This window comes from Actinokineospora alba (assembly GCF_004362515.1).
Classification (GTDB): Bacteria; Actinomycetota; Actinomycetes; order Mycobacteriales; family Pseudonocardiaceae; genus Actinokineospora; species Actinokineospora alba.
Genome location: NZ_SNXU01000001.1, coordinates 3522219 through 3544906, shown reverse-complemented (window position 1 = coordinate 3544906; position 22688 = coordinate 3522219). Strand labels below are relative to the sequence as shown.

The following is a 22688-nucleotide window of genomic DNA, read 5'->3' as shown; positions in this document are numbered from 1 at the left end:
TCCCCTTTCCCTTGTCCCGCCTTTATTTTTTTGTCAAGGTCAGGTTGTCGGGTAGGCCCTCGATCGATGAGTTGGTCTCCGTGACCTCCAGGGTCAGGCGGAAATCTGCCAGCGGCAACGATTCGATGCGTATCGGGGTCATCCGGGTCGGCAGGACAGGTGCGAACTGGACTGTCCCATCGGGTAGGTCCGGTTGGAACCGCAGCAGCGTCTGGGCGAGCAGGATCGGGGCAGCCGCCGCCCAGGCCTGTGGGGAACACGAAGTGGGGTAAGGGATCGGGCTGGGGAACTCGGTTCGGTCGAAGCCACAGAACAGTTCCGGCAGTCTTCCCCCGAAATGTTCGGCGGCGTCGAGGATGCCCTTTGCCACCTGTTGTGCCTTCTCCACGAAGCCGTACCGCATCAGGCCGGCGGCGGCGATCGCGCTGTCGTGTGGCCAGACCGAGCCGTTGTGGTAGCTCACGGGGTTGTACGCGCCCGTGGTCGTGGCCAAGGTGCGGACGCCGAAACCGGTCCACATCGCCGGGCCGGTCAGGTGTTCGGCGACGGAGGCCGCTTTGTCGTCGTCGACGATGCCGCACCACAGGCAGTGGCCCAGGTTCGAGGTCAGCGCGTCGATCCGCTGTTTGTCGGCGTCGAGGCCGATGGCGAACCAACCCTTTTCGGGCAGCCAGAAGCGGTCGTTGAACGCCTCCTTGAGCCGGGCCGCCTTGTCCTCGTACTTGACCGCCGTCGCGGAGTCGCCGAGGGCGGTGGCGATGCGGGCGCGGGCGGTGTAGGCGGCGAAGGCGTAGGCCTGGACCTCGGCCAGGGCTATGGGCGCGACGGCGAGCTTGCCCGCGGCGTCGTTCACGCCGTCGAAGGAGTCCTTCCAGCCCTGGTTGAGCAAGCCTTGGTCGGTGGCGCGCTGGTATTCGACGAACAGGTCGCCGTCGCGGTCGCCGTACTCGTCGATCCAGGCCAGCGCGCGGTCGGCGGCGGGCAGCAGCGCGGTGAGCTCGGATTCGGGCAGGCCCCAACGATGCAGTTCCCCCAGCAGCGCGACGAACAGCGGGGTGGCGTCGGCGGTCCCGTAGTACGCGTTGCCGCCGCCCAGGGCGCGCGCGGCCTCCCGGCCCAGGCGAACCTCGTGCAGGATGCGCCCCGGTTCCTCCTCGGTCAGCGGGTCGACTTTCGTGCCCTGGTGGTCGGCGAGGGTCTGCAGGGTGCCGAGGGCGAGCCGCTGGTCGAGGGGCAGCGCCATCCAGCTGGTCAACAGCGAGTCGCGGCCGAACAGCGCCATGAACCACGGCGCGCCCGCGGCCACGACGAGCCGCTCCGGGTGGTCCGGGTCGTGGATCTGCAGGGCCCCGAGGTCCGAGGCGCTGGTGCGCAGCGTGGCGGCCAGCGCGGAATCGCTCGTGGTCAGTCGCGGGATCGAGTTCCGCCACGCGTCGAGCCTGCTCGCCGGGGAGGCCTTCGGGGCGACGTCCCCGCCGCCGGACGTGCGGACGGTGAACCGGGTCGACCACTCGCCGCGCGCCGGGACCTCCGCCCGGAAGCTGATCTGGCCGTCCTCGATGCGCGGGTCGCCGGTGGCGCTCAACGTCATCCGCATGGTGTGGTCGTCTGCCGACCAGGTGTAGGTGAGCGTGCCGGCGCCCGCCTCGACCTGCACCCCGGGGTGCGCTTGGACCCGGCTTTCCTTGACCTCGAACAGATCCGCGAAGTCCGCTTCGACGGTGAGACACACCGCGACCACCACGGGGTCGCCAGACAGGTTGCGCAGGACTAGGTCCTCCCGCATCCCGCCGTCCAGCGACCGCTCGCGCACCACCAGCAGCGTGCTGTCGGCCTGCCCGCCGTGCGGTGCGGCGCGGCCGACGAACTCGGCGGAAAACGGCTGGTGGGAGCTGGTTCCCAACGAGTCGACGGCCTGGCCGTCGAGGGTGAGCCGCCAGCCGGAGAGCACTCTCGTGTCGGAGACGAACAATCCGTGCGGCCGGTCCGGGTAAATGTCACCAGCCATCGCGGACTGGCAGAAGGTCGAGCCGTCGACGAGCGTCGTGGTGCCCGTGCCGCCGACCGAGGACAGGGGTGGTGCGGCGCTTGATGCCCAGGCCGTCATAGGTGGTCCGTCTCCCGGATCGCAGGTGTTGGCAAGCGAATCGCCGCCGTCACCGCCGCCGGGGGACGTCCGTCGCGGCACGGCCGGTCGCGAGGTCGCCGAGCCGATCGAGCGCTTCATTGTTGCGCGGGGTGAGCAGCAGATCCTGCACGACACCGGGAACGAGCTTCGCGGGCCCCGACGACACGTGTTCGGTCATCGTGACCCTGGTGCGGCCGGGACCGAGTTCCGCCAGTTCGAGCCGGACCAAGGCGGCGCCGAACGGCCAGGCCCAGGCGTCGAGCTCCAGCAGCCGGGGAGCCTCGACCCGGCGGACGGCGGTGGTGTCGGACAGGCTCAGTGGCCACGGCGCGATGTTGTGGTGGATGCGGGATCCGACGTCGGGCCAGCCCTCGTCGACCGCCCGGATGTGCGCGGCGCCGACGACCCAGCTCGCGTAGAGCCAGCCATCGGCCAGGATCGCGAAGACGTCGGCTGGGGAAGCTTCGATCTCCTTGGTGACGACTGCCATCGGACCCCTCCCGCGCCGTGTGGACACTGCCGACCGGGTACCCGCGGTCGTCGGGGACAAACCCTGCGTGGTGGCGGCAGAGCGCGCCGCACCGCCCCCGCTCAACGTCCACGGGGTCGGGCGGCGCGCGCGAGAAATTACTCGGTCGTCACCGAGCGCAGGATCTCGTCGAGGTTGGCATAGGAGTCCGGCGGGATGGACCGCAGCTCCTTCATGGTGTCGCTGTCGGCGTCCGCCTCCTCCGCGCGGCGCAGCAGGTAGTCCTTGTCGGCCGGGAAGTCCGCCTGGGACAGGGCTTCGTGCAGCCGGTACCGGTCAGTCGCCATGGTCGAGCCTCCACCTCAGCGGCCGAAGAGTCCGACAAGGGTGCCCGCGGCCAGCTTGTGGCCCCGGACCGCGTCGTGCACCTGGTCGGCCGTCGCGTCCGCGCCGAGGCCGAGCGGTTCGTCGACCGCGTAGAGGCGGAAGAAGTACCGGTGCGGGTCGTCGCCAACCGGGGGCGCGGGCCCGTCCCAGCCGGTGCCGCCCCAGCTGTTGCGGCCCTGGGTGACGCCGTCGGGCAGCTTCCCCTCGGGTAGTTCGTTCACCTCCGGCGAGATGCCGGTCGCGACCCAGTGCACGAAGGTGCCGTCCGGCGCGTCCCGGTCCTCGCAGACCAGGACCAGTTCCTCGGTGCCCTCGGGCGGCGGCGTCCACTGCAGCGGCGGGGAGGCGTTGTCCCCGTCGTGCGCGAACCGGTTGGGAATCAGCGTGTGGTCGGTGAACGCGGCGCTGCGCAGCTCGATGATGTTGTCCGGGATCGGGTCGTCCATCGAGCGGCTGCCCTTGCTCAGCGAGGTCGGGGCCAGCTCGGCGGGCGCGTCGTCTTGCTGCGGATTGTCCTGGCGCGGTTCCTCGGTGGCGGCTTCGTCGGCCTGCTCGTGCGGGATGCCCCGCCGCTCACGGTCCGCCCGGAGGCGAGTGCGTTTCACGTCGTGCTTGTGGCTGCCGTCTTTCGACATGTGGAACCTCCTTCCGGCTGAGTTGGGTTACCCGAACCGCGCGCGGCCAATCGCGGCGTTTCGGCGGGGCCGGTCCCGGTTATCCACCGGGAGGGAGGCGGGATGTCTGTTCCGGTCGTCATCGAGTCCTCGGGCGGTGAGTTGCCCGGTGACCTGGCGGTACCGGCCGAGGCGCGCGGGATCGTCGTGTTCGCCCACGGCTCCGGCAGCTCCCGGCACAGCAGCCGCAACCGCGCGGTGGCCAAGGTGCTGCGGGACAGCGGATTCGCCACCCTGCTCATGGACCTGCTGACCGAGGAGGAGGAACAGGTCGACCTGCGGACCAGGGAACTCCGCTTCGACATCGACCTGCTCGCGTCGAGGGTCTCGACGGCGGTGGAGCAGATCCGCGGGCAGCTGGCAGTGCGTGGACTCCCGATGGGCCTCTTCGGCGCCAGCACCGGCGCGGCGGCGGCTCTGGTCGCGGCCGCCGACGACCACTCGGTGCGGGCCGTCGTGTCCCGGGGAGGTAGGCCCGACCTGGCCGGTGACGCGCTGGGCCGGGTCGAAGCACCCACCCTGCTCATCGTCGGCGGACTGGACACCGAGGTGCTCACCCTCAACGAACAGGCGAGCAGAGCACTCTCAGCGCCGAACCGAATCGAGGTCGTCCCCGGCGCGACCCACCTGTTCGAGGAACCGGGCACCCTGGACCGGGTCGCAGACCTGGCCGCAGAGTGGTTCCGCGACCACGTCCCCTAGGACTTACGCCACCGCCCCCAAGTGGAGCCCGTGCCGCCCAGCCACCCACCCGCTCGGTCGCGGTGACGTTTCGGGGGGCCCGCACGAACACGCCATCGAAGTTGGCAGTGTTCGTGCGGGCCCCCCGAAACGTCACCATCAAAGCGACCGAGCCGCGCCCCCTGGGCGCCATGTCACAGCGTATTCGCGTGCGCGATCTTGCTCAGGGCCCCTTGGCTGCTGCACGATCATCGCGGCACTGAGCCGAGGGGGAGGCCATCAGCGTGTCCGGGGTCCATACAGGCACGCCTGCGCTCGTCCTGACCGGGTTGGACCGGCTCATGGCCTGGTCGGTCGGCGACCCGGCGATCCGCGTCGGTGTGCTCGACGGGCCCGCCGTGCTCGACCACCCCGAACTCGCGGCCCCGATCACCGAGGTCCGCCCCGGCGCCTGCGCCGTCACCTCGAGCGCCGCCTGCGGGCACGGCACCCTGGTCGCGGGCGTGCTGGGCGCGCGGCGGGGAACCGCGGCGCCCGGGCTGGTGCCGCGGTGTCCGCTGCTGCTGCGGCCCATCTTCACCGAGGACGGCGCCCCGACCGCGCCTGCCGTGCTCGCCGACGGCATCGTCGAGTGTGTCGCGGCGGGCGCCAGGATCATCAACGTCAGCGCCGCTTTCACCGGTGCCGCGCCCAGTGGGGCCCACTTCCTCACCGAAGCCCTCGACCACGCCGCGCGCAGCGGGGTGCTCGTGGTCGCCGCGACCGGAAACGAATCCCGGCTCGGCGGATCACCGCTCACCACCCACCCCTGGGTCATCCCGGTGACCGCCTGCGATGACACGGGCGCGCCGCTGGCCGCGTCGAACCTGGGCGGGTCGATCGCCCGCACCGGAGTCCGCGCGCCGGGTGCGCGGCTGGTGAGCCTGAGCGCGTCCGGCGGGTTCGCCGCGTTCGGCGGGACCAGCGCCGCCGCGCCCCTGGTCACCGGCGCGATCGCCCTGGCCTGGTCGCTCGCGCCGCACGTCGACGCCGCCACCGTGCGGGCGGCGGTGCGCGGCCGGTCGGGACGCGGCCTGGTACCGCCGCTGCTGGACGCCGTCGCCATCCACGACGCTGTGAGAAGGAGCTGACATGACCCAAGAGCGCGCCCCACGCAAGATCCGACTGCCCGGATTCCTGGTCGAGGAGGAGGTCGGGCTCGGCGACGTCATCAAGCGCGCCACGTCCTCCGCCGGAATCAAACCCTGCGGCGGCTGCACCAAGCGGGCCGCCGCCCTCAACCGCTGGGTGTCATTCGCGCCCCGCACCACCAAGTAGATGAGCGAAGGACAGATGACCGAGCTACTCGACGCCGTCGATCCCACCCCTGGCCCGGCCTCGATCGTGCCCGCCGCGGCCCCCGCACCCGGGGTGCGCCCGGCGGGCGGCCCCAAGTCCGTGAACGTCCGGTACGTGTACGCGATCGGCCGGATCGAACCCCGCTTCCCCAGCCTGGGGCTGGAGAAGGAGTTCGCCCAGGCCACCGGCCGCGCCGACACCGCGGGCCTGACCGACCGCGAGACCGCGCACGCGGTGCTCTCCGACCCGGCGAACCGCTACCTGGCGCGGCAGCTGTGCTGGGTGTTCTCCATCGAGGGTCAGGAGTCCTACCTGCTGCTCCCCCGCGACGCCACCGACCTGGACATGGTGATCGAGGCGATCCGCCCGGCCCCGGTGTCCGGCGACATCGACGTAATCATCGGCGCCGCCGCCGGGCTCGCCCCCGCCGACATGTGCAACGGCCTCATCGTGCCGATGCTCGCCTTCGACCAGGTGTACTCGTTCGACACCGAGTCCTTCATCGCCGCGATCCCCCGCCCGGAAGCCTTGGCGGAGAACGACTTCCAGGCCGCCGCCCGGGAGCTGTTCGCCCGGATCCAGCAGCTGGCGGACAACGCGGGCGCCACCGATGAGCACCGCGCGGTCAACTACCTGGCGATGCGCTACCCGGCCATCTACGCCCACGCCACCGAGCAGTTCGCCCGCAGCCTGTCGCTGACCGGCGTCGAGGTCACCCCGTCGCGGCTCTCGGGTGTGCGCACGCTGGTGAACGTCGTCTTCACCTACACCCACCGCACCACCGGCGTCACGGAGAAACATGCCGCGCGGGTGGATGTCACCGAGCAGTTCCCGTTCCTGGCTAGCCCGCTCGCCCCGTACTACGACCGCTGAGCAAGGAGAACCATGGCATTCCCCGGCTTCACCGCCCACCAGGCACTCGCTCCGGCGACCGGCCGCTACCGCTCCGGCGCCACCCGAGACGGCGGCATGATCGCCGTGGTCCCGGCGAGCTTCGCCTTCGACTGCTCGGACAAGGCGGACGGCAACTACCCGCATCCCACCAAGTGCGACCACTACATCGCCTGCGTCGCGCACGAACACGCTTATGAGCTGCCGTGCGCGATGGGACACGACGGACAACGTCTGCACTATGTGCAGGATTCGGGACCGAACCCGGCGACGTCGCGTTGCGACTACCCGGAGGTCGCGGGCTGCCAGGCGTAGGCAATCGGCCCCCCACCGCCGGCTAAGGGGACCGTGGCGGCACCCGACCACGGTCCCCAACCGGCCGCACCGTCACACAGCAGGTGACCCAAACCTTGAATTTCGGGGAGGCGGATCAGTCAGGCGGGAAGGGGGGCAGGCACCTGCGCGAGCATGGCTTCGGCGGTGGCCGCGTTGAGCGCGATGTCGGCCAAGCTGGAGCATTCGCGCTGGAAGCTTACCTTTCCGGTCCGGCGTGGTCTTGTCGATCATTCGATTGGGTGAAGATCATCGGGTGATGATCACTGACCTGACGCGAGCCGTCGGTAGGCGGCGGCGACGTCGAGCAGGATGTCGCCTCGGCGGACGTGGGCGGCGATCCATGGCGCGGCGGCCTCATGGAGGGCGAGCACCAGGCGGGCGCGGGCCTCGGCGCCTGCCGTGGTCGCCAGCGCGTCGAGAACCTCGGCGACGGCGGGGTCGCCTGCCAGCGGATCGTCGCTTGCCGAGGACCGCTCCTCCCAGGCCAGTTGAGCCTCGCTGCGCCGCAGGAGTTCGAGCACGTGGGCGGCGCCGAAGTCCGCGGTCATCCGCAGTGCGGCGGCGAGTTGGCCGAGCAAGTGGTGGCGGTGCAACGGATCCGGGCTGACGGCGAGCCCGCGCAGCGAACGGCGGGCGACGCGGCGGGCGGCACGGCGGTCGCGTTGTTCGGACAGGTAGGCGTTGAGTCGGGCTAAAGGTGACATCGTGCTGCCGTCCACCTCCAGGCTCGCGGGTTCCGCACGACGGTAGGGCAACCATGATCGAAATGGACCGTCGAAACCGGACAATGTCGGACACCGGTCAGTCCCGCCCGTCCTCCCCGGACGGGCGCAGCCAGCCGCGGCGGAAAGCCTGCATCCCCGCCTGGAAGCGGGTGTCGGCCTCCAAGGAGGTCATCAGCTCGTGGATGTGCCTGCTCAGCGTCCGCTCGGTGATGCCGAGCGTGCGGGCGATGGCGCGGTCCTTCATCCCGGTGGCCATCAGCGCCAGCAGCCGCCGGTCGCGCTGGGTCGGCTCGCCGGGACGCGGCAGGCCCGCGTCGCGATCAGCCGGATCACCGCCCACCGGAACGGCTTTCGCCCACAGCCACTCGAAGCACTCCAGCAGGGCGTCGAGCAGGGGCGAGGCCCGGACGATGAGCGCGGAACTGGTCTCCCCGCCGCCGAACACGTTCGGGACGAAGGCGACCTTGCGGTCGATGATCAGCATCTTCATCGTCACGGCGTTCATCGTGCGTGCCTGTTCACCGGCCCGCACGCACTCCATCATGAAGTCGTAGTGGCCCGCCATCTCCAGCGAGGACCGGTCGTAGATCGCGCGGTACGGCACCCCGCGTTCCAGCAGTTGCAGTTCCTGCAGGTTCTGCACCGGCGACACGTCGAGGTAGGGCGGCGCGTCGACAACCAGCACCTCCTCCTGAGCTCCCAGCTGCGCCTGGGCGATGTGCTGGGTGGTCGCCTCGTAGCCGTCGACCAGCTCCACCAGTCCGGCGCGGATCGTCGGGAACGTCTCGTCGAGCCGCTGCGCCAGCTCCCGGGAGTCGGCGCGCAGGTCCCGCAGGTCCTGCTGCCGCCGGGCGACCAGGGCCTCCACGGCGACCTCGGGGGGCGCGGGCACGAAACGGGTCGGCCGGGTCCGCAGCCTGGTCACCAGACCCGCGTCGGTCAGCCGCCGCAGGGAGCGGCCCGCCGACGCGGTGGACACGTTGACGAGCTTGGCCAGTTCGGCCGCGGTGACCTTCCGCGCGCCGACCAGTGCGACATACGCCGCGTTGTCGGACTCGCTCAGCCCGACCGGCTCAAGCAGATACATGGACCCGTTCTCGGTTGACCTGAACTCAACAGCCAAATCACTGGCGGTCACTGTAACCGGGCGCGGGCCGCCAGTACCGGACATTGTCAGGAACAAGACACGGTAATTCCCTGAACGCGCCGGTGGCCCGGTCGGAACGAATTCCGACCGGGCCACCGGGTCACACCTGACTATTCGCGTCCTGTCAGCAGGAACCGAAGTCCTGCCACGGGCTGCCCCAAGGACCGGTGGTGCCCGGTTCCTGGTTGTAGGGCACCTGGGTGGCCCGCCACTTGCGGCCCATGTGCGAGACCTCGCTGCCGGTCCAGTAGAACTCCTGCGCGCTCCACGCGGGCAGGGTGCAGGCAGGCGGCGGGGTCGTGGTCGGGTTGGTCGTGGGGTTCGTGGTCGTCGGGTTGGTCGTCGGGTTGGTGGTCGTCGGGTTGGTGGTCGTCGGGTTGGTGGTGCTCGTGGGCGGCGTGCCCGCGGTGACGCCGGTCAGCTTCCACGCACCGTAGGCGGCGGCGTCGGCGCTGCGGTCGAGGACGGTGGAGTTGATGTTGGACAGGTTGTCGCACGACTGGTGGTAGCACTTGTCGAAGGCGACGCCCGCCTGTCCGCCCCACTTGCCCGCCTGGGTGGCGGTCATCTTGTAGCTGGCGCCCGAGGCGACACCGCTGGTCGGGATTCCCGCGTCCTTGAAGGACTTGTCGTCCGAGCGGCCCGCGCCTTCGGTGTTCTCCTCGGTCGAGACGTTGATCGAGTCGTAGTACGCCTTGAGGACCTTGCCGGTGTCGGTGGTGATGTTGTTGATGAAGTAGCCGCCGTTGGGCGAGCCGACCATGTCGAAGTTCAAGTAGTTCTTGATCTTCGTCTTCTCCGTGGCAGGCAACGACTTCAAGTACTCCGCGGACCCGATCAGACCGGATTCCTCGAAGTCCCACCAGCCGAAGCGGATCGCCTTGGCGCCCTTGGCCCCACTGGACGCGTACTGCAGCGCGACCTCAAGGGCAACGCCAGACCCGGAGCCGTTGTCGTTGATGCCGGGTCCGGCGGAGACGCTGTCGAGGTGGGCGCCGAGCATGACGACCTGGTTGGGGTCACCGCGCCCGGGCAGGTCCGCGATCAGGTTGCGGCCCGTGCGGCCGAAGTAGCTGAACTCGTGGATCCGGGTGGTGTACCCGGCGTTCTCGAGCTTGCCCTTCACATAGCTCAGCGACGCCTGGAAGCCCGCCGATCCGCCGACCCGGTTCCCTGAGTTGTTGTCGGCGATGGTCTGGAACTGGTTCAGGTGCGCCTTCACCTTCGCCACGTCGATGTCCGGGACCGTGCCACTGGGCGGCGGCGTGCTCGACGTCGGCGCGGTGGTCGTGGTCGGCCCCGTGGTCGGGGTGGTGGACGTCGGTGGGTTGGTCACCGAGCAGGTCGGCTCGCCGGACTGCGCGGGCACGCTCACCGCGTCCCACGCGGCCTTGACGGTGTCGAACTCGGTGCAGCTGCTGGTGTACAGGTCCTTGGCCGCGCCCAGGGTGGCCACCCGGGACTTCGCGTACGACCAGTTGGAGGTCTTGCGCAGCATCGAGTGGTAGAAGATCTCCCCCGCCTTCCAGATGCCGATGCCGGTCACCGACGAGCTGTTGCAGGTCGTGCTGACCGGCTTGCCGCCGCCCGGGTTCGAGCCCTCGGCGAGCAGGTAGAACCAGTGGTTCTGCGGCCCGGCCGAGCCGTGCGACGCGGGCAGGCCCGACTTCCAGCAGCTCGGGTCCGCGTTGAGCCCCTTCGACGGGTCGTACATGTTGCGCAGCGGCTTGCCGCTGCCGCCGAAGTCGACCTTTTCGCCGATCAGGTAGTCCGGGGTGTCGTTCGGGTTGTTGGCGTAGTGCTCGGTCAGGGTGCCGAAGATGTCGCCGATCGACTCACTGAGGCCATAAGCCTCGCCCTGTCGGCTCATGCCGCCGGGGGTGCGGCAATCGATGCTGTGGCCGACCTCGTGGCCGAGGACGTCGATCGCGGTCAGCTGGTTGGTGCTGCCCTGGTTGCGGCCGAACCGGGTGTAGTCGGCCGAAGCGCTTGCCTCGCAATAGGAGTAGGCGTTGCCCTCGTTCATCCCGACGTGCGCCTCGGGCCACTGGCCGTTGCCGTCATGCCCGTCGCGCCCGTACTTCTCCTTGAGCATGTCCCACATCTTGTTCTGCGCGTACTGCACGTCGACCGCCGCCGTCGGCAGGTCGTTCGCGCCGCCGTTGCCCCAGACGTTGTCGGCGTCGGTGTAGACCGCCTTGCTGCCGTCGTTCGCCACGGACATGCCGCCGCGGTCCGCGTCCTTCATCTGGTAGCCCGACCCCGAGGGCTGCGTCCCCACGGTCACGGCGCCGTTGTGGAAGCCCTTGCCGTCGGCGTGCGCGACGCCGTCCCACGAGTCGGTGACCCGCCCGGTCCGCGCGTCGACGTAGACGTGCAGCAGGCTCGGCATCAGCTCACCCGCGTGCTCTGGTCGGAGGTCGACCCGCTTGCCGGTGATCACGACCTCCCACACCAGCACGGGAACGCTCGCGCCGTCGATGCCCAGGCGCGGCGCCGACACGGACTCGACGAAGCCGGAGAAGTGCGACTTCGCGATGCCCTCGGCGCTCTGCGCGGTCAGCGTCGGCTGCGTGGAGCCGAGCTCCACCCGCCGGTTGTCGCCCTCGACGCCGCGCACCTTGCCCGCGTCGTCGGTGACGACGACGACGTCGCCGCCGTTGAGCACGGGCAGACCCTGGAAGGTCCGGGTGTAGTTGACGTAGGCCAGCCCTTGCTTGGTCACTTCGACGCCCGCGCGGGTCAGCTGGTCGCGACCGCTGATGCCGCTGAGCCCGGCGGGCCCGCCGAGCGCGCGGTCGGCGGCGGCGACGGCCCGCTCCTCCGGCGTGCCGACTGGACCGTCCGGCGCCTGCTGCGCGATCGCGACAGCGCTGAACCCCACCGCCAGCGCTGTCGCCCCCAGCAAGGCGGTTATCCGGTATGACTGCGAAATTGTTTGTTTCCTACCCATTCGACGCCACTTTCTTACGCAGGGCGTGTACGCACAGTGAAAATCCCTCGCGGCGTACACGAATGGGCGAACGGTATGGGCGCGTTCAGCCCGGCGTAAGGGGAAAAACCAGCCAATGTCCGATACCGGACGTGACTATTCGTTCCCAGAACTTTCCTGGGTACGCAGCCAGCCGAGCTGGGCTGCCTGGATGCCCGCCTGGAAGCGCGTGTCGGCCTCCAGGGTGTCCATCAGCTCGCGGATGTGGCGGCTCAGCGTGCGCTCGGTGATGCCGAGCGTCTTGGCGATGGCGCGGTCCTTCATCCCGGTGGCGAGCAGGGTGAGCAGCGCCCGGTCCCGGTCGGTCGGGTCGCCGTCGTCGGTGGGCGCGACGGCGTCGCCCGCCGACATGGCGACGGGAACCGCTTGGTGCCAAAGGGATTCGAAGCACTGCACGAGCGCGTCGAGCATCGGGGAGGCATGCACGAGCAGCCGGGTGAACGTCTCGGTGTGGGTGAACGACACCGGGATGATCGCGATCTCGCGGTCCACGATCTGCATCTTCATCGACACCGAGATGAGCGTGCGCGCCTGCTCGCCCGCCCGGACGCACTCGACCAACTGGTCGAAGTGGCCGGGCTCCTCCAGGGACGGCCGGTGGTAGATCGAGCGATGACGTACGCCGCGGGCGAGATTGGTCAGTTCCCCGGCGTTGCGCACGGGCATCCCCTGCAGGTAGGGGGGCGCATCGATGATCAACACCTCTTCCCGCGCGTTCGCCTGGGTCCGGTCCAGGTGGCCCTGGATGACGTCGCGGCCCTCGATGAGCTCGACAAGACCGACCGGCCCGGGCGACGGCGTGTCCTGCAGCCGCAGCGCCAGTTCGCTCGCCGCGATGCAGAGATCCTGCAGTTCCCGCTGGCGGCGCACGATGAGAGCTTCCACGGCGGCGTCCGGCGGGGCGGGAAGGTAGCGGGTCGGCCGGGTCAGCATCTTGGTCACCAGCCCGGCCGCGACCAGCCGGGCCATGGCGCGGCGTACCGAGCCCACCGGCGTGCGCAGCCGGTCGGCCAACTCGGCCAGTGAGGCCTTCGGGCAGGCCACGAGGGCCAGGTACACCGAGTTGTCGGACTCGCTGAGTCCGACCGGTTCGAGCAGATACGCCATGGGCACACCGTAGGAGACAGCATCCGCGCAGGCGCCCCCACCGCAGGTGTCCTGTTGACGACATCGTCCGGTGGCCGCCCGCGAAAGTCCCGGAATCCGCCCTACAGTCGACCTCGCGCCTGGTTCTCCAAGCGCGCGCTGGAACCGCGCCGGCTATCGGCAGGGGGTAGCCGGCGCGTCGGCGCCCGCCCGCAAGCCCTCGCGCGGGCGGGCCCCCAGCCCCGATCCCACCCACCCGCGAGTCGCCCCTCCGGGCAAGTGAGTCGCCCCGTCCGGCAAGCGAGTTCGACATTCGCGCACCACTACCCGGCAGCCGATGGACCGGTTGCCGGGTACCCGTGCCGTGCAATGCCCGGAGGTGCCTCCAGTCGAGGGACTCAGCGCGGTGTCGGCTTGCCCCGGTGGGCGGGGAAGGCCGCGCCGCTCAAGCCGGCGGGCGACGCTTCCGGGGTGATCGTCACCGGCGCGAACGGCGCCGCGACCGTGGTGCTGAACGTGTCAGTCGCCGGAGTGGACATCGTCCAGAACGGCTTGAACGTCGTGCCGGTCGCCCCGAGCCCGATGTAGTCGCCGACGAAGAAGCCCCGTGCGACGGGCGCCTGGCGCATGTCGAACGAGAACGGGGAGACGCGCTCCTCGCTCCAACTGGCTCCGCCGTCGCTCGACCGCAGGATCCAGACGTCGGTGACCAGCGGGGTGTCCGCGGTCGTGTCGTTGCGGAAGTCGTAGTGCAGGACGGCGATGTTGCCCTCGTCGTCGACCTCGATGGCCGGGGTGAACGCCTGGGTTGTCTCGACCGCGTTGATCCGCACGGCGGGCGTCCAGGTGAGTCCGCCGTCGGTCGACTTCGAGAACGCGATCTGGTCGCGCTGGAAGCCGGTCCACCGGGCGTCCTGCCACACCACGTAGACCTCGTCGCGGCCCGGCCGCTCGTCGGTCGCGATCGACGGGATGATGTCGCCGGTGCGGACCGGCGCTCCGTCGCGGGGATCGCGGACCCCGACCGTGCCGAGGCGGTCGACGGGAATCTCCCCGCTCCAGGACGCGCCCTTGTCCTCGGAGCGCAGCACCGAGATCGTGCCGCCCTTGCGGCCTTGCTTGTTGTCATTGCGGAACACGGTCATGACGTTGACCAGGTCGCCCTCACCGGTGACCGAGATCTGGTTGCCGATGGTCTGGTCGTTCTGGCCCGGGTCGAAAATGTTGCGCGCGGGCTCCCAACTGGCCCCGCCGTTCGTCGTGCGGGTGAAGTAGGTCGGGCCGACGAACGCGGCGGCGGTCAGGAAGGACACCCCGCCCGCACGCTCGTTCGGGAAGACCAGCCGGTCCCAGATCCCGTAGACCAGACTCGGGTCGTGCGGGTCCGCGGTCATCGAGTTCTTGTCGTTGAACACGTGCGGGTTGGTGTCGCGGATGAGCTCCTGGGGCGGGCCCCAGGTCAGGCCGCCGTCGAGGGACTCGCTCACGAGCATGGCGTTGGCCAGGTCGCGGGTGTCGTTGAACGACAGGCTCATCTGGTAGGCGTGCCCGTCGGGGCCGAACGTGACCCACGGGTCCGTAGCGCGTTCGTAGTCGGCGACCCCGCCGGGCGCGGCGCCCGCGCAGCGGGAGAACTTCGGCAGCGCGGCCAGGGGAAGCTGGGTCCACGAGAGGCCGCCGTCGGCGGACACACTGGTGCCCAGTCCGCTCGCGCCGCCACCGGAGAAGCGGTCCTGCTGGTACACGCCGATGAGCCTGTTCGGGTTCGTCGGATCGACATCCACCCACGGCTCCACTTCGGAACCGACGTACAGGGTGCCGTTCTGCGGCGCCCCGTGGCAGCCCGGCGCGAACGGGCTCGGCCCGCTCGCCTGGCTGAGCGGGCCGACCACGGCCGCGGCGGGCGCCACCGCGAACGTGACGGTCAGACCGGCTACCGCGATAGCGGCGAGTGACACTGAATGGGCTCGTCTTGGCATGGGCTCATCGCCCTTCCCTTCTTTGCCCCCTCCCTTGTCACTCGATCGGGCGATAGCGGGTGTTACACCTACGGCTTGACCATCTGCTGCACCGCCCAGCCATTTCCGTCGGGGTCGCTGAAGAACACGAACCGGCCCCACGGGAAGTCGTGGACCTCGCTCGCCTCGACTCCGTTCGCGACCAGGTCGGCCCGCGCCACGTCGATGTCGGCCACCACGACCTGCAGCCCCTCGACCGAGCCCGGCGCCGCCTGGGTGAGCCCGGTGCCGATGGCGATCGAGCACGCCGACCCGCGTGGGGTGAGCTGCACGAATCGGATGTCTTCGCTGACCCGGTGGTCGTGGTCGGCGACGAAGCCGACCTGGTCGGTGTAGAACGCCTTCGCCCGGTCCACATCGGACACGGGCACCGCCACCAGTTCCAGCTTGCAGTCCATGGTCTGTCCTCTTTCGGTCGCGCTCGTTGACATATCCAAGCTACCGACCGTTGCGGACAGGTTCAGTCCTCAAGTCACTCCGGGCGGACATTTCGCAGCGAAATTCCGTCCGAGTCGGAGATACGGTCGGCGCCGATCGCCCGCAGCCCCTCCCCCAGCCGCTCGCGGGCCTGGCGCAGCAGCGTGAGGGAGTTGGTGGAGGTGCTGCGCACGGCCTCGCGGTCCAACTCGGCGCCCTGCCCCTCGACGAGGTAGGTCTGCAGAGCCGCGGCGACCTCGTCGACCGCCTTGAGGGCCTGATAGATGGCGAAGTCCCGGTTGTCGTCGTCAGCCATGGCCCGAGTATCCGCCACCCGACCCGACACGGCCCGATAAGGATCACACCGCCGGACGGCCGTGAGCCCGTAGGGTTTTCGGTGTGAGCGAAGAACGCGCCTGGGTCCGGCTGAGGCGGTTGTTGCGTGCGTCGGACCAGCACGTAGGCGTCCTCAAGACCGTGCGGACGGTCCGACGGCTCGCTCCCGGCCACCTGGCCCCCGCGATCGGCGACCGCCCGTCGGACCGCGTCGCCCGGCTCATCAGCCAGGCCAGGGCCGACCAGCCCAGCGCCGTGCGGGAACTCGGCCTCACCGCGGTGCAGGTGTGGCAGGCGCTCAGCGGGTCCGGCGGCGTGGCCGCCGACGGCGCCGAGGTGACCATCCTGTTCACCGATCTCGTCGGCTTCTCCAGTTGGGCGCTGGAGGCGGGCGACGACCAGGTGCTGCGGCTGCTCGGCGAGGTCGGCCACGCCAGCGACAAGGTCATCGCCCAGCACGGGGGCACCGTCGTCAAGTCGCTCGGGGACGGGGTGATGGCCGTCTTCCGCGATACCGGGCCCGCCATCGACGCCGCCTACGAGGCGTGCACGGCGATCAGCGCCATCACCATCGAGGGCTACCGCCCGCAGCTGCGCACCGGGTTGCACTCCGGCACGCCCCGCCGGGTCGGCACCGACTACCTCGGCGTCGACGTCAACGTCGCCGCCCGGGTCGCCGCCGCGGCGGGCAGTGGCGAGGTGCTCGTGTCCGGGCCGGCGCTGGCCAACGTCGACACCGACCGCTACACGATCCGGCGCCGCCGCCGCTTCCGGGCGAAGGGCACACCCCGCGACCTCGAGGTGTTCTCGGTCGTCCCGCGCTACCGCGACGACGACGTGCACGGTCGGTGACCACGGCGACACCCTTTTATCGGTAAACCAGCGTAAACTGAGTGGGCCGGTGCCTCGCGCACGTCGGCCATCGCAGTGACGCGACCGTTGTGACGCGACCGTAGTGACCGATGCCGCAGCGCCAGCCGGTCGCAAAGCCCGGGGACAGGAGCGCCGGCATGACGTCCGGCCAATTCGACCACCGCGCCACGGCCAGAGCGTTCACCGAGCGCACCGACGCCCGGATCACCATGAAACCCGCGGACGCGACAAAGGGATTCTTCGACGGCGGCTGGTGGCCCCGCTCCCGCGAACCCGTCGAGGAGTTCTCCGCGCTGATCTCCAGCCTCGCCGAGCGGTCCGGCCCGGTCGACCGGATCGGCTACAGCCGCGGGTCGTGGGACACCGCGCCCGACCAGCTCCTCGTGGGCGAGAACACCGTGCGGCTGCAGGGTTTCCGCGCGATGAACGCGCACACGATCGTCCTCATCGGACCGAATCTCCGCCGGTTCACGCTGCTGGTCGTACCCGCGCACGCCGCCGCCGACCTCGCGAACAAGGCACTGGACACGGTGGCCGCGGCGGACTGCGTCGCCGACGCCGAACAACTTCTTGCCTCGATCACCCCATTCTGAACGGAAGTCCATCTCGATGGCACTACTCACTCTCGGCATCCTTTCCCAGTCCAGCAAGGAGAACGAACACCGGCGGCCGATCCACCCGCTGCACTTCGACCGGATCGACGCCGACCTGCGCGCGCGGATGTACCTCGAGACCGGATACGGCGAACGCTTCGACGTCCCCGACGAGGAACTGGCGCCGCTCGTGGCGGGCATCCGCTCGCGCGAGTGGCTGCTCGCCGAGTGCGACGTCATCCTCAACCCCAAGCCGCTGGCCAAAGACGTCGACACCCTGCGCGAGGGACAGGTGCTCTGGGGCTGGCCGCACTGCGTGCAGGACGCGGCGGTCACCCAGTCGGCGATCGACCGCAAGCTGACCCTGATCGCGTTCGAGGCGATGAACCACTGGACCAGCGACGGCCGGTTCAACCTGCACGTGTTCCACAAGAACAACGAACTCGCGGGCTACTGCTCGGTGATGCACGCGCTGCAGCTCACCGGGAGCACCGGCGACTACGGCCGCAGGCTGCGCGCGGTCGTCATCGGCTTCGGCGCCACCGCCCGCGGCGCGGTCACCGCGCTCAACGCCCACGGCGTGCACGACGTGCACATCCTCACCGGCCGGGGCGTCACCGCGGTCAGCTCGCCGATCCACTCGGCGAACATCGTCCACCTGGAGAGCGACGACACCGACCCGCGCGGCAGCCACGCGCTGACCGACAGCGGCCGCAAGCCGCTGGCCGACTTCCTCGCCGAGCACGACATCGTCGTCAACTGCGTGCTGCAGGACACCGACGCGCCGCTGATGTTCCTGATGGAGGAGGACCTCGACCGGTTCGCCCCGCGCAGCCTCATCATCGACGTCTCCTGCGACGAGGCGATGGGCTTCAGCTGGGCCATGCCGACGACGTTCACCGAGCCGATGTTCACCGTGGGCGACCGGGTCCGCTACTACGCCGTCGACCACAGCCCGTCGCACCTGTGGGACGCCGCCACCTGGGAGATCAGCGAGGCGCTGCTCCCCCACCTGCGGACCGTGCTGTCGGGACCGGCGGCCTGGGAGGCCGACCCCACCATCGGCCGGGCCATCGAGATCCGCGACGGGGTCATCCGCAACCCGAGCATCCTGGCCTTCCAGGGCCGCGCCGCCGAGCACCCGCACGCGCGGCTCATCCCGGCTGGGCAGTGACCTGCGCCACCTTCGGGAACAAACCGGTGGCGCCGGTGGTTGAAGCTGATGGTCGTCAATTTTGTGTTCGTGTGTCAAAGCTCGCGGAAACGATGGTTGCGGGCGCTCTCTCTCTTGTTGGACAAGCTGGAGATGTCGTCGTCTGACCCGACCCGGGTACCGCGGTTCGCGGAACCCGATCCAGCACCACAAGTAGGAGAATTCAATGACTCAGGGAACCGTGAAGTGGTTCAACGCCGAAAAGGGTTTCGGCTTCATCGCGCATGAGGGTGGCCCGGACGTGTTCGTCCACTACTCGGAGATCGACTCCAACGGCTTCCGCAGCCTGGACGAGAACCAGCAGGTCGAGTTCGAGATCACCCAGGGCCCCAAGGGCCCGCAGGCCGTCGGCGTGCGCATCGTCTAAGCAGTACCCACGGACTACCGGCCCCTCGACCCATGCACGGGTCGAGGGGCCGTTCGTGTTGTGACCGACGGTGTACCGTCGAGGATGCGAGAGGTGAGAAAATGACTGCGTTCGCTCCCACCAACAAGGTGTCCACTCCGACGCTGCCCGAGGGTTGGCCGATCGGCTCCTACGACTCCTACGCCGAGGCCCAGCGCGCCGTGGACCACTTGGCGCGCAAAGACTTCCCGGTCGAGACGCTGACCATCGTCGGCATCGACCCGATGCTCGTCGAGCGGGTGGACGGCAAGCTGACGTGGGGCCGCGTCCTCGGCGCGGGCGCCGCGTCCGGCGCGTGGCTCGGTCTGATGGTCGGCCTGCTGCTGAGCCTGGTCACCCAAGGTGGCGCCCTCCCGCCGATCCTCATCGGCCTGGTCACCGGCCTCGGCTTCGGCATGGCGTCCGCCGCCCTCAAGTACCGCCCGGCGAAGGGCAAGCGCGACTTCGTCTCGCACAGCCAGCTCGTGGCTCGCCGCTACGACGTGCTCAGCCTGCCCAAGACCGCGGAGCAGGGTCGCGACCTCCTCGCCCAGCTCGTCTTGGCGCGGCCGCCCAGGGGCTGATCCGTCACCGCTCCTCCTCGAGGTCGACGAAGCGGACGGCCGCGGCCCCGATGTCCCAACTCTGGGCCCGGTCGTAGCCGCGCGCGGGCAGCCAGGTCACCACGACGTTGACCCGCCGCCGCAGGTGCGCGGCGAGCCGCTCGAGGTACGCGCGCACCTGCCCGGCGTCGAACGGGTCCTCGCACGCCAGGAACGACATCGCGCCGCGGTTCGAGACCGCCTGCAGCACGCTCAGGTCGGCCCAGCCGCCGCCCTGCGCGTCCATCGTCCATTTCGGACTGCCGTGGCCCACCCAGATCACCTCGGCGCCGGGCAGCCAGGCCTGCCGCTCGCCGCCGCCGTACCGGTTCGCCCGGCTGACCGCCACCGCGTTGCGCCCGCGCAGCGTGCGCAACAGGTCCTGCGGCCCCGGGAATCCCCACCGCACGAGGTAGTTGCCGACCGTCGTCGCGCCGAGCATCACCATGAACTCGCGGTTGATCAGCTCGGTCACCGCCTGCCGGGTCCACACCCGGTACCGCAGGCCGATCGCGTCCGGGGTGTGCCGCATGATCGCCCGCGCGACCCACAGCTGCTGGGCCGGGGCCAGGGCGAGTTGCTCGCCGGGCCTGCGTCCGCGCCTGCCGGGGACGAACGCGCTGTCCCCGCGGTCGCGGTATTCGCGCACCCACAGCCCGACCGTCTGCCGCGACACCCCGAAGAGCCGCGCGGCGTCCACCTGGGCCATTCCCGTCTCGACCGCCGCGACCACCCGCCTGCGCAGGTCCGCGAGCACGTTGGCGGGCAACGCCCGGGGATCCCCGGTCACCAGTGGCACCGACCTCATCCGCCTCCGCCTTTCCTTGAGGATGATCTGTCAACGACGGCTCGAGCAGGGGGTCTCGTCCTGTCGGTGGCAAGTCACGTGGTGTTTACCGGAACCCGGACCGTGGTCTGGTCGATCGGGGACGTGCGCACCACGACGGCGAGTTCCCACTCCCCCGGCATCGGCAGGCCGACGTCGAGCGAGACGTAGTGCGCGGGCCCGCCGGGCACCAGCTTCACCGGGATGGGGCCGATCCCGGCCGCGGCGAGCCGGAGTTCGGCCCGTACCTCCGGCACCGTCTTGGGCTTGCCGACCGGGTCGAGCACCGCGAGATGCAGTTCGTTCTTGCCGACCTTCGACGGGGTCAGCACCATCGCCACCTGCCCCTTGCCGTGGAACCCGCCCGCGTCGAACGGCACCGCCACCGACAGCGGGCCCGCCGCGGCCTTGGGCGGGTTGGTCAGCCGCTCCTGCTCGGCCCGCGCGGGCTCGGCCGCCGCCAGGGTCGCGGTGACGCCGAGCAGCGCCACCGCTAGCGCCACCTCGACCACGACCACCTTGCGGAACCGGCCCACCTCGGCGGTCTCCGGCCCGCGCTTGGCGCGGCGCTTCTCGGTCACGGTGGCGACCTCGAACCCGTAGTGCCGGTGCACCCAGCGGCGCGCGATCGCACCGGAGCCCAGCAGGATGCCGACAAGCGCCAGCTTCCCCAGCAGCCACCAGCCATAGGTGGTGCCGACCAGCGCGGAGAACGTGCCGACCTGCCGCCAACCCTGATACAGCCCGGTCACCGCGACCACGAGGACACAGATCCCCGCGGTCGTGGAGAACCTGGGTACCGCCGTGCGCATCGCCGTGATGTCACCGGAGCGCAGCAGGACCGCGATCGCGGGCAGCCCGCCGAGCCAGACGCCGATCGCGGCGAGATGGATCAGTCCTATCGGGACGGTCAGCGGTGCGAGCGTGTCCGCGGCTCCGTGCGCGACCAGGCTCCAGGTCGCGGCGAGGACTCCCGCACCCGCCAGCACCAGGACTCCCCGGCGCGCGCGCTGCCGGGTGGGCAGGTCGCCCTCGGTCTCGTCGCGACGCAGGAAACGCACCAGGAGCGCCGAGGTGATGCCCAGCAACAAGATCCGGGTCACCAGGCCGAGGCCGATCCGGCTGTCCACGGTCGCGCCGAGAACAGCCGGATCGACGATCCCCCCGAGGGACCCGCCGCTCGCGTACGGCCCATAGAGCCCCAGGGCCGCCACGGAGGCGGCGGTCGCCGTTCCCGCGCCGACCACCGCCAGGCGTCGGATCCCGCGTCGCGCCCGCGCTCCCGGCCAGCACACGGCGATGACGAACGCGGTGCCGACCAACAGCGCGAACCCGGCTGTGGCCAGCCACCGGGCCACGCCGTACAACACCGCCGCGACACCGTTCCCGGTCGCCGAAGCCTCAGCCGACGCGGGCGCAGTGGCCTCGCGGACGCTGAAGGTGAAGGCGCCCTGGATCGGATGGGTGTCGGCCGACACGACCCGCCATGACACGGTGTACGTGCCGTTGGCGAGCGTCTCCGGTATCCGCACGGACACCGTGTCCTGCTTGCCCTCGGGGTGCCGCGGCGCCCCGAGCCCCGCGATGTCGTTGCCGCGCGGGCCGATCAGCCGGATGCCTGCCAGGCCGACGTCGACCGATTCGGTGAACCGCAGCGACACCTCCTTGGGCGAGTCGCCGAGCAGCTGCCACCCACCGGGCGTGGACGAGACCAGCACGGCGTGCGCCGACGCGGGCGCCGGGTTGACGAGCATGGCGGACAGGGCGGTGAGGAAGGCGGCGAACACCAGCCGCGCGCGGGATGGCGACAGCACGGACATCACGACTCCAGGAATGGTCAGACCTGCGCCTTCTCCTTGACGGGAACACGGGCGGGCGGGATCTCCGCCCTCGGCTGGGCCGTCCGGCGCCGGACGGCGGGCAGCACCGCGACGCAGGCGGCGAGCGCGCCGAACGCGGTCACCGCACCGACCAGCCCGAGCACCCGGGCGAGCACATCGGTGCCCGCGTCCGACGCCGTGGCGGGCGCGGCGGCCAGTGTCAGCACCGGAGCGGGGTACTCCGGCTCGGGGGCGCCGTCGCGCGGCGTCTCGATCCACCGCACGACGTCGCCGTCGGAGTAGGTCTGCAGGGCCTTGAACACCAGCCGGTCGGCGTCGGCGGGCAACGGGCCGAAGGACACCGGGAACTCGGCGAACTCGCCGGGCTTGATCTCCCCGCCCTCCCAGGTGATCGACTCGACGCCCTCGGTCAGCTTGGCCCCGCCGTGGTGGCTGACCGGGACGTCGAGCTTGCGCGTCTTCACCGTCGCGGTCCAGCCCGCGGGCGGCGCGACCGACGCCCGGCCGAACGGGTGGTCGGCCGGGAAGGTCACCTCCAGCCGGACCGTCGACGCGGTCTCCTTCTCGTTGGGGACACGGAAAGTGGCCTTGGTGTACTTGCCGGGCACGGCGCCGTCGGCCGACACGGACACGTGCGCGAGCGCGGTATGGGCGCCGACGAGCATCGCGGCGCCTGCGACGCACGCCACGACGAGAACGCGGATCGCCGCCGAGATGGAACGTGACATGG

24 protein-coding genes are annotated in these 22688 nt (G+C 70.4%); 10 read left to right on the top strand and 14 right to left on the bottom strand.

Features of this window, described 5'->3' with window-relative positions; genetic code table 11:
• Window positions 1-22 precede the first annotated feature (22 nt).
• From C8E96_RS16320 to C8E96_RS16305, 4 genes are all read right to left on the bottom strand, one after another.
• Window positions 23-2107: an amylo-alpha-1,6-glucosidase gene (locus C8E96_RS16320; RefSeq protein WP_091382992.1), complete on the bottom strand. Its 2085-nt coding sequence runs from the start codon at window positions 2105-2107 to the stop codon at window positions 23-25.
• 49 nt (window positions 2108-2156) lie between these two features.
• Window positions 2157-2618, bottom strand: a complete 462-nt coding sequence (locus tag C8E96_RS16315) for an SRPBCC family protein (protein WP_091382994.1) — start codon at window positions 2616-2618, stop codon at window positions 2157-2159.
• Window positions 2619-2755: 137 nt separating this feature from the next.
• On the bottom strand, window positions 2756-2944 hold the full coding sequence (locus tag C8E96_RS16310; protein ID WP_091382995.1) for a DUF2795 domain-containing protein: 189 nt from the start codon (window positions 2942-2944) through the stop codon (window positions 2756-2758).
• A 15-nt stretch (window positions 2945-2959) separates the two neighbouring features.
• Window positions 2960-3619: a YbhB/YbcL family Raf kinase inhibitor-like protein gene (locus C8E96_RS16305; protein WP_324187094.1), complete on the bottom strand. Its 660-nt coding sequence runs from the start codon at window positions 3617-3619 to the stop codon at window positions 2960-2962.
• A 102-nt stretch (window positions 3620-3721) separates the two neighbouring features.
• Between C8E96_RS16305 and C8E96_RS16300 the strand changes: the two genes are divergently transcribed.
• From C8E96_RS16300 to C8E96_RS16280, 5 genes are all read left to right on the top strand, one after another.
• The gene (locus C8E96_RS16300) at window positions 3722-4360 is read left to right on the top strand and encodes a dienelactone hydrolase family protein (RefSeq protein WP_091382997.1); all 639 of its coding nucleotides are present in this window, start codon (window positions 3722-3724) and stop codon (window positions 4358-4360) included.
• Between the two features lie 263 nt (window positions 4361-4623).
• Window positions 4624-5469: a S8 family serine peptidase gene (locus C8E96_RS16295; RefSeq protein ID WP_133794511.1), complete on the top strand. Its 846-nt coding sequence runs from the start codon at window positions 4624-4626 to the stop codon at window positions 5467-5469.
• 1 nt (window position 5470) lies between these two features.
• Window positions 5471-5656: a hypothetical protein gene (locus tag C8E96_RS16290; protein WP_091383001.1), complete on the top strand. Its 186-nt coding sequence runs from the start codon at window positions 5471-5473 to the stop codon at window positions 5654-5656.
• Between the two features lie 15 nt (window positions 5657-5671).
• The gene (locus C8E96_RS16285; RefSeq protein ID WP_166658021.1) at window positions 5672-6550 is read left to right on the top strand and encodes a cyanobactin maturation protease PatG family protein; all 879 of its coding nucleotides are present in this window, start codon (window positions 5672-5674) and stop codon (window positions 6548-6550) included.
• A gap of 12 nt (window positions 6551-6562) precedes the next feature.
• Window positions 6563-6883, top strand: a complete 321-nt coding sequence (locus C8E96_RS16280) for a chitin binding peritrophin-A domain-containing protein (RefSeq protein WP_091383003.1) — start codon at window positions 6563-6565, stop codon at window positions 6881-6883.
• Window positions 6884-7164: 281 nt separating this feature from the next.
• Here C8E96_RS16280 and C8E96_RS16275 read toward each other — a convergent pair whose 3' ends face one another.
• From C8E96_RS16275 to C8E96_RS16245, 7 genes are all read right to left on the bottom strand, one after another.
• The gene (locus tag C8E96_RS16275; protein ID WP_091383005.1) at window positions 7165-7608 is read right to left on the bottom strand and encodes a hypothetical protein; all 444 of its coding nucleotides are present in this window, start codon (window positions 7606-7608) and stop codon (window positions 7165-7167) included.
• A gap of 97 nt (window positions 7609-7705) precedes the next feature.
• Window positions 7706-8716 (bottom strand): helix-turn-helix transcriptional regulator, encoded by a 1011-nt coding sequence (locus tag C8E96_RS16270; protein WP_091383006.1) that lies wholly within the window; start codon window positions 8714-8716, stop codon window positions 7706-7708.
• A gap of 184 nt (window positions 8717-8900) precedes the next feature.
• Entirely contained in the window at window positions 8901-11684 is a 2784-nt protein-coding gene (locus tag C8E96_RS16265) for a M28 family peptidase (protein WP_228770237.1), read from the bottom strand.
• Between the two features lie 180 nt (window positions 11685-11864).
• Window positions 11865-12875: a helix-turn-helix transcriptional regulator gene (locus C8E96_RS16260; protein WP_091383179.1), complete on the bottom strand. Its 1011-nt coding sequence runs from the start codon at window positions 12873-12875 to the stop codon at window positions 11865-11867.
• A gap of 377 nt (window positions 12876-13252) precedes the next feature.
• A complete protein-coding gene (locus C8E96_RS16255) occupies window positions 13253-14812 on the bottom strand; it encodes a sialidase family protein (RefSeq protein WP_133794509.1) in 1560 nt (519 codons plus the stop codon).
• An 89-nt stretch (window positions 14813-14901) separates the two neighbouring features.
• Complete coding sequence (locus C8E96_RS16250) at window positions 14902-15270, bottom strand: glyoxalase superfamily protein (RefSeq protein WP_091383010.1); 369 nt, start codon at window positions 15268-15270, stop codon at window positions 14902-14904.
• Window positions 15271-15344: 74 nt separating this feature from the next.
• Window positions 15345-15605 carry a hypothetical protein gene (locus tag C8E96_RS16245; RefSeq protein WP_091383012.1) on the bottom strand — a complete coding sequence of 87 codons (261 nt, stop codon included), beginning with the start codon at window positions 15603-15605 and terminating at the stop codon, window positions 15345-15347.
• An 83-nt stretch (window positions 15606-15688) separates the two neighbouring features.
• Here C8E96_RS16245 and C8E96_RS16240 point away from each other — a divergent pair, with 83 nt between their 5' ends.
• From C8E96_RS16240 to C8E96_RS16220, 5 genes are all read left to right on the top strand, one after another.
• Window positions 15689-16477: an adenylate/guanylate cyclase domain-containing protein gene (locus C8E96_RS16240; protein ID WP_091383014.1), complete on the top strand. Its 789-nt coding sequence runs from the start codon at window positions 15689-15691 to the stop codon at window positions 16475-16477.
• A 158-nt stretch (window positions 16478-16635) separates the two neighbouring features.
• Window positions 16636-17091, top strand: a complete 456-nt coding sequence (locus tag C8E96_RS16235) for a DUF5994 family protein (RefSeq protein WP_091383015.1) — start codon at window positions 16636-16638, stop codon at window positions 17089-17091.
• Window positions 17092-17107: 16 nt separating this feature from the next.
• Entirely contained in the window at window positions 17108-18265 is a 1158-nt protein-coding gene (locus C8E96_RS16230; RefSeq protein WP_091383017.1) for a N(5)-(carboxyethyl)ornithine synthase, read from the top strand.
• Window positions 18266-18470: 205 nt separating this feature from the next.
• Complete coding sequence (locus tag C8E96_RS16225) at window positions 18471-18671, top strand: cold-shock protein (protein ID WP_091383018.1); 201 nt, start codon at window positions 18471-18473, stop codon at window positions 18669-18671.
• Window positions 18672-18772: 101 nt separating this feature from the next.
• Window positions 18773-19273 carry a general stress protein gene (locus C8E96_RS16220; RefSeq protein ID WP_091383020.1) on the top strand — a complete coding sequence of 167 codons (501 nt, stop codon included), beginning with the start codon at window positions 18773-18775 and terminating at the stop codon, window positions 19271-19273.
• A 4-nt stretch (window positions 19274-19277) separates the two neighbouring features.
• Here the strand turns inward: C8E96_RS16220 and C8E96_RS16215 are convergent, their stop codons facing one another.
• The 3 genes from C8E96_RS16215 to C8E96_RS16205 form a co-directional block, all read right to left on the bottom strand.
• Window positions 19278-20099 carry a helix-turn-helix domain-containing protein gene (locus C8E96_RS16215; protein ID WP_091383021.1) on the bottom strand — a complete coding sequence of 274 codons (822 nt, stop codon included), beginning with the start codon at window positions 20097-20099 and terminating at the stop codon, window positions 19278-19280.
• Between the two features lie 74 nt (window positions 20100-20173).
• The gene (locus tag C8E96_RS16210; RefSeq protein WP_091383024.1) at window positions 20174-21937 is read right to left on the bottom strand and encodes a copper resistance protein CopC; all 1764 of its coding nucleotides are present in this window, start codon (window positions 21935-21937) and stop codon (window positions 20174-20176) included.
• 17 nt (window positions 21938-21954) lie between these two features.
• Window positions 21955-22686 (bottom strand): YcnI family copper-binding membrane protein, encoded by a 732-nt coding sequence (locus C8E96_RS16205; protein WP_091383026.1) that lies wholly within the window; start codon window positions 22684-22686, stop codon window positions 21955-21957.
• Window positions 22687-22688: the final 2 nt, after the last annotated feature.

Excerpts from the sequence above, each read along its gene's own strand:
- C8E96_RS16320 (WP_091382992.1), bottom strand. The coding sequence starts at position 2,107 with ATGACGGCCTGGGCATCAAGCGCCGCACCACCCCTGTCCTCGGTCGGC.
- C8E96_RS16315 (WP_091382994.1), bottom strand. The coding sequence starts at position 2,618 with ATGGCAGTCGTCACCAAGGAGATCGAAGCTTCCCCAGCCGACGTCTTC.
- C8E96_RS16310 (WP_091382995.1), bottom strand. The coding sequence starts at position 2,944 with ATGGCGACTGACCGGTACCGGCTGCACGAAGCCCTGTCCCAGGCGGAC.
- C8E96_RS16305 (WP_324187094.1), bottom strand. The coding sequence starts at position 3,619 with ATGTCGAAAGACGGCAGCCACAAGCACGACGTGAAACGCACTCGCCTC.
- C8E96_RS16300 (WP_091382997.1), top strand. The coding sequence starts at position 3,722 with ATGTCTGTTCCGGTCGTCATCGAGTCCTCGGGCGGTGAGTTGCCCGGT.
- C8E96_RS16290 (WP_091383001.1), top strand. The coding sequence starts at position 5,471 with ATGACCCAAGAGCGCGCCCCACGCAAGATCCGACTGCCCGGATTCCTG.
- C8E96_RS16285 (WP_166658021.1), top strand. The coding sequence starts at position 5,672 with ATGACCGAGCTACTCGACGCCGTCGATCCCACCCCTGGCCCGGCCTCG.
- C8E96_RS16280 (WP_091383003.1), top strand. The coding sequence starts at position 6,563 with ATGGCATTCCCCGGCTTCACCGCCCACCAGGCACTCGCTCCGGCGACC.
- C8E96_RS16275 (WP_091383005.1), bottom strand. The coding sequence starts at position 7,608 with ATGTCACCTTTAGCCCGACTCAACGCCTACCTGTCCGAACAACGCGAC.
- C8E96_RS16270 (WP_091383006.1), bottom strand. The coding sequence starts at position 8,716 with ATGTATCTGCTTGAGCCGGTCGGGCTGAGCGAGTCCGACAACGCGGCG.
- C8E96_RS16260 (WP_091383179.1), bottom strand. The coding sequence starts at position 12,875 with ATGGCGTATCTGCTCGAACCGGTCGGACTCAGCGAGTCCGACAACTCG.
- C8E96_RS16250 (WP_091383010.1), bottom strand. The coding sequence starts at position 15,270 with ATGGACTGCAAGCTGGAACTGGTGGCGGTGCCCGTGTCCGATGTGGAC.
- C8E96_RS16245 (WP_091383012.1), bottom strand. The coding sequence starts at position 15,605 with ATGGCTGACGACGACAACCGGGACTTCGCCATCTATCAGGCCCTCAAG.
- C8E96_RS16235 (WP_091383015.1), top strand. The coding sequence starts at position 16,636 with ATGACGTCCGGCCAATTCGACCACCGCGCCACGGCCAGAGCGTTCACC.
- C8E96_RS16230 (WP_091383017.1), top strand. The coding sequence starts at position 17,108 with ATGGCACTACTCACTCTCGGCATCCTTTCCCAGTCCAGCAAGGAGAAC.
- C8E96_RS16225 (WP_091383018.1), top strand. The coding sequence starts at position 18,471 with ATGACTCAGGGAACCGTGAAGTGGTTCAACGCCGAAAAGGGTTTCGGC.
- C8E96_RS16220 (WP_091383020.1), top strand. The coding sequence starts at position 18,773 with ATGACTGCGTTCGCTCCCACCAACAAGGTGTCCACTCCGACGCTGCCC.
- C8E96_RS16215 (WP_091383021.1), bottom strand. The coding sequence starts at position 20,099 with ATGAGGTCGGTGCCACTGGTGACCGGGGATCCCCGGGCGTTGCCCGCC.
- C8E96_RS16210 (WP_091383024.1), bottom strand. The coding sequence starts at position 21,937 with ATGTCCGTGCTGTCGCCATCCCGCGCGCGGCTGGTGTTCGCCGCCTTC.
- C8E96_RS16205 (WP_091383026.1), bottom strand. The coding sequence starts at position 22,686 with ATGTCACGTTCCATCTCGGCGGCGATCCGCGTTCTCGTCGTGGCGTGC.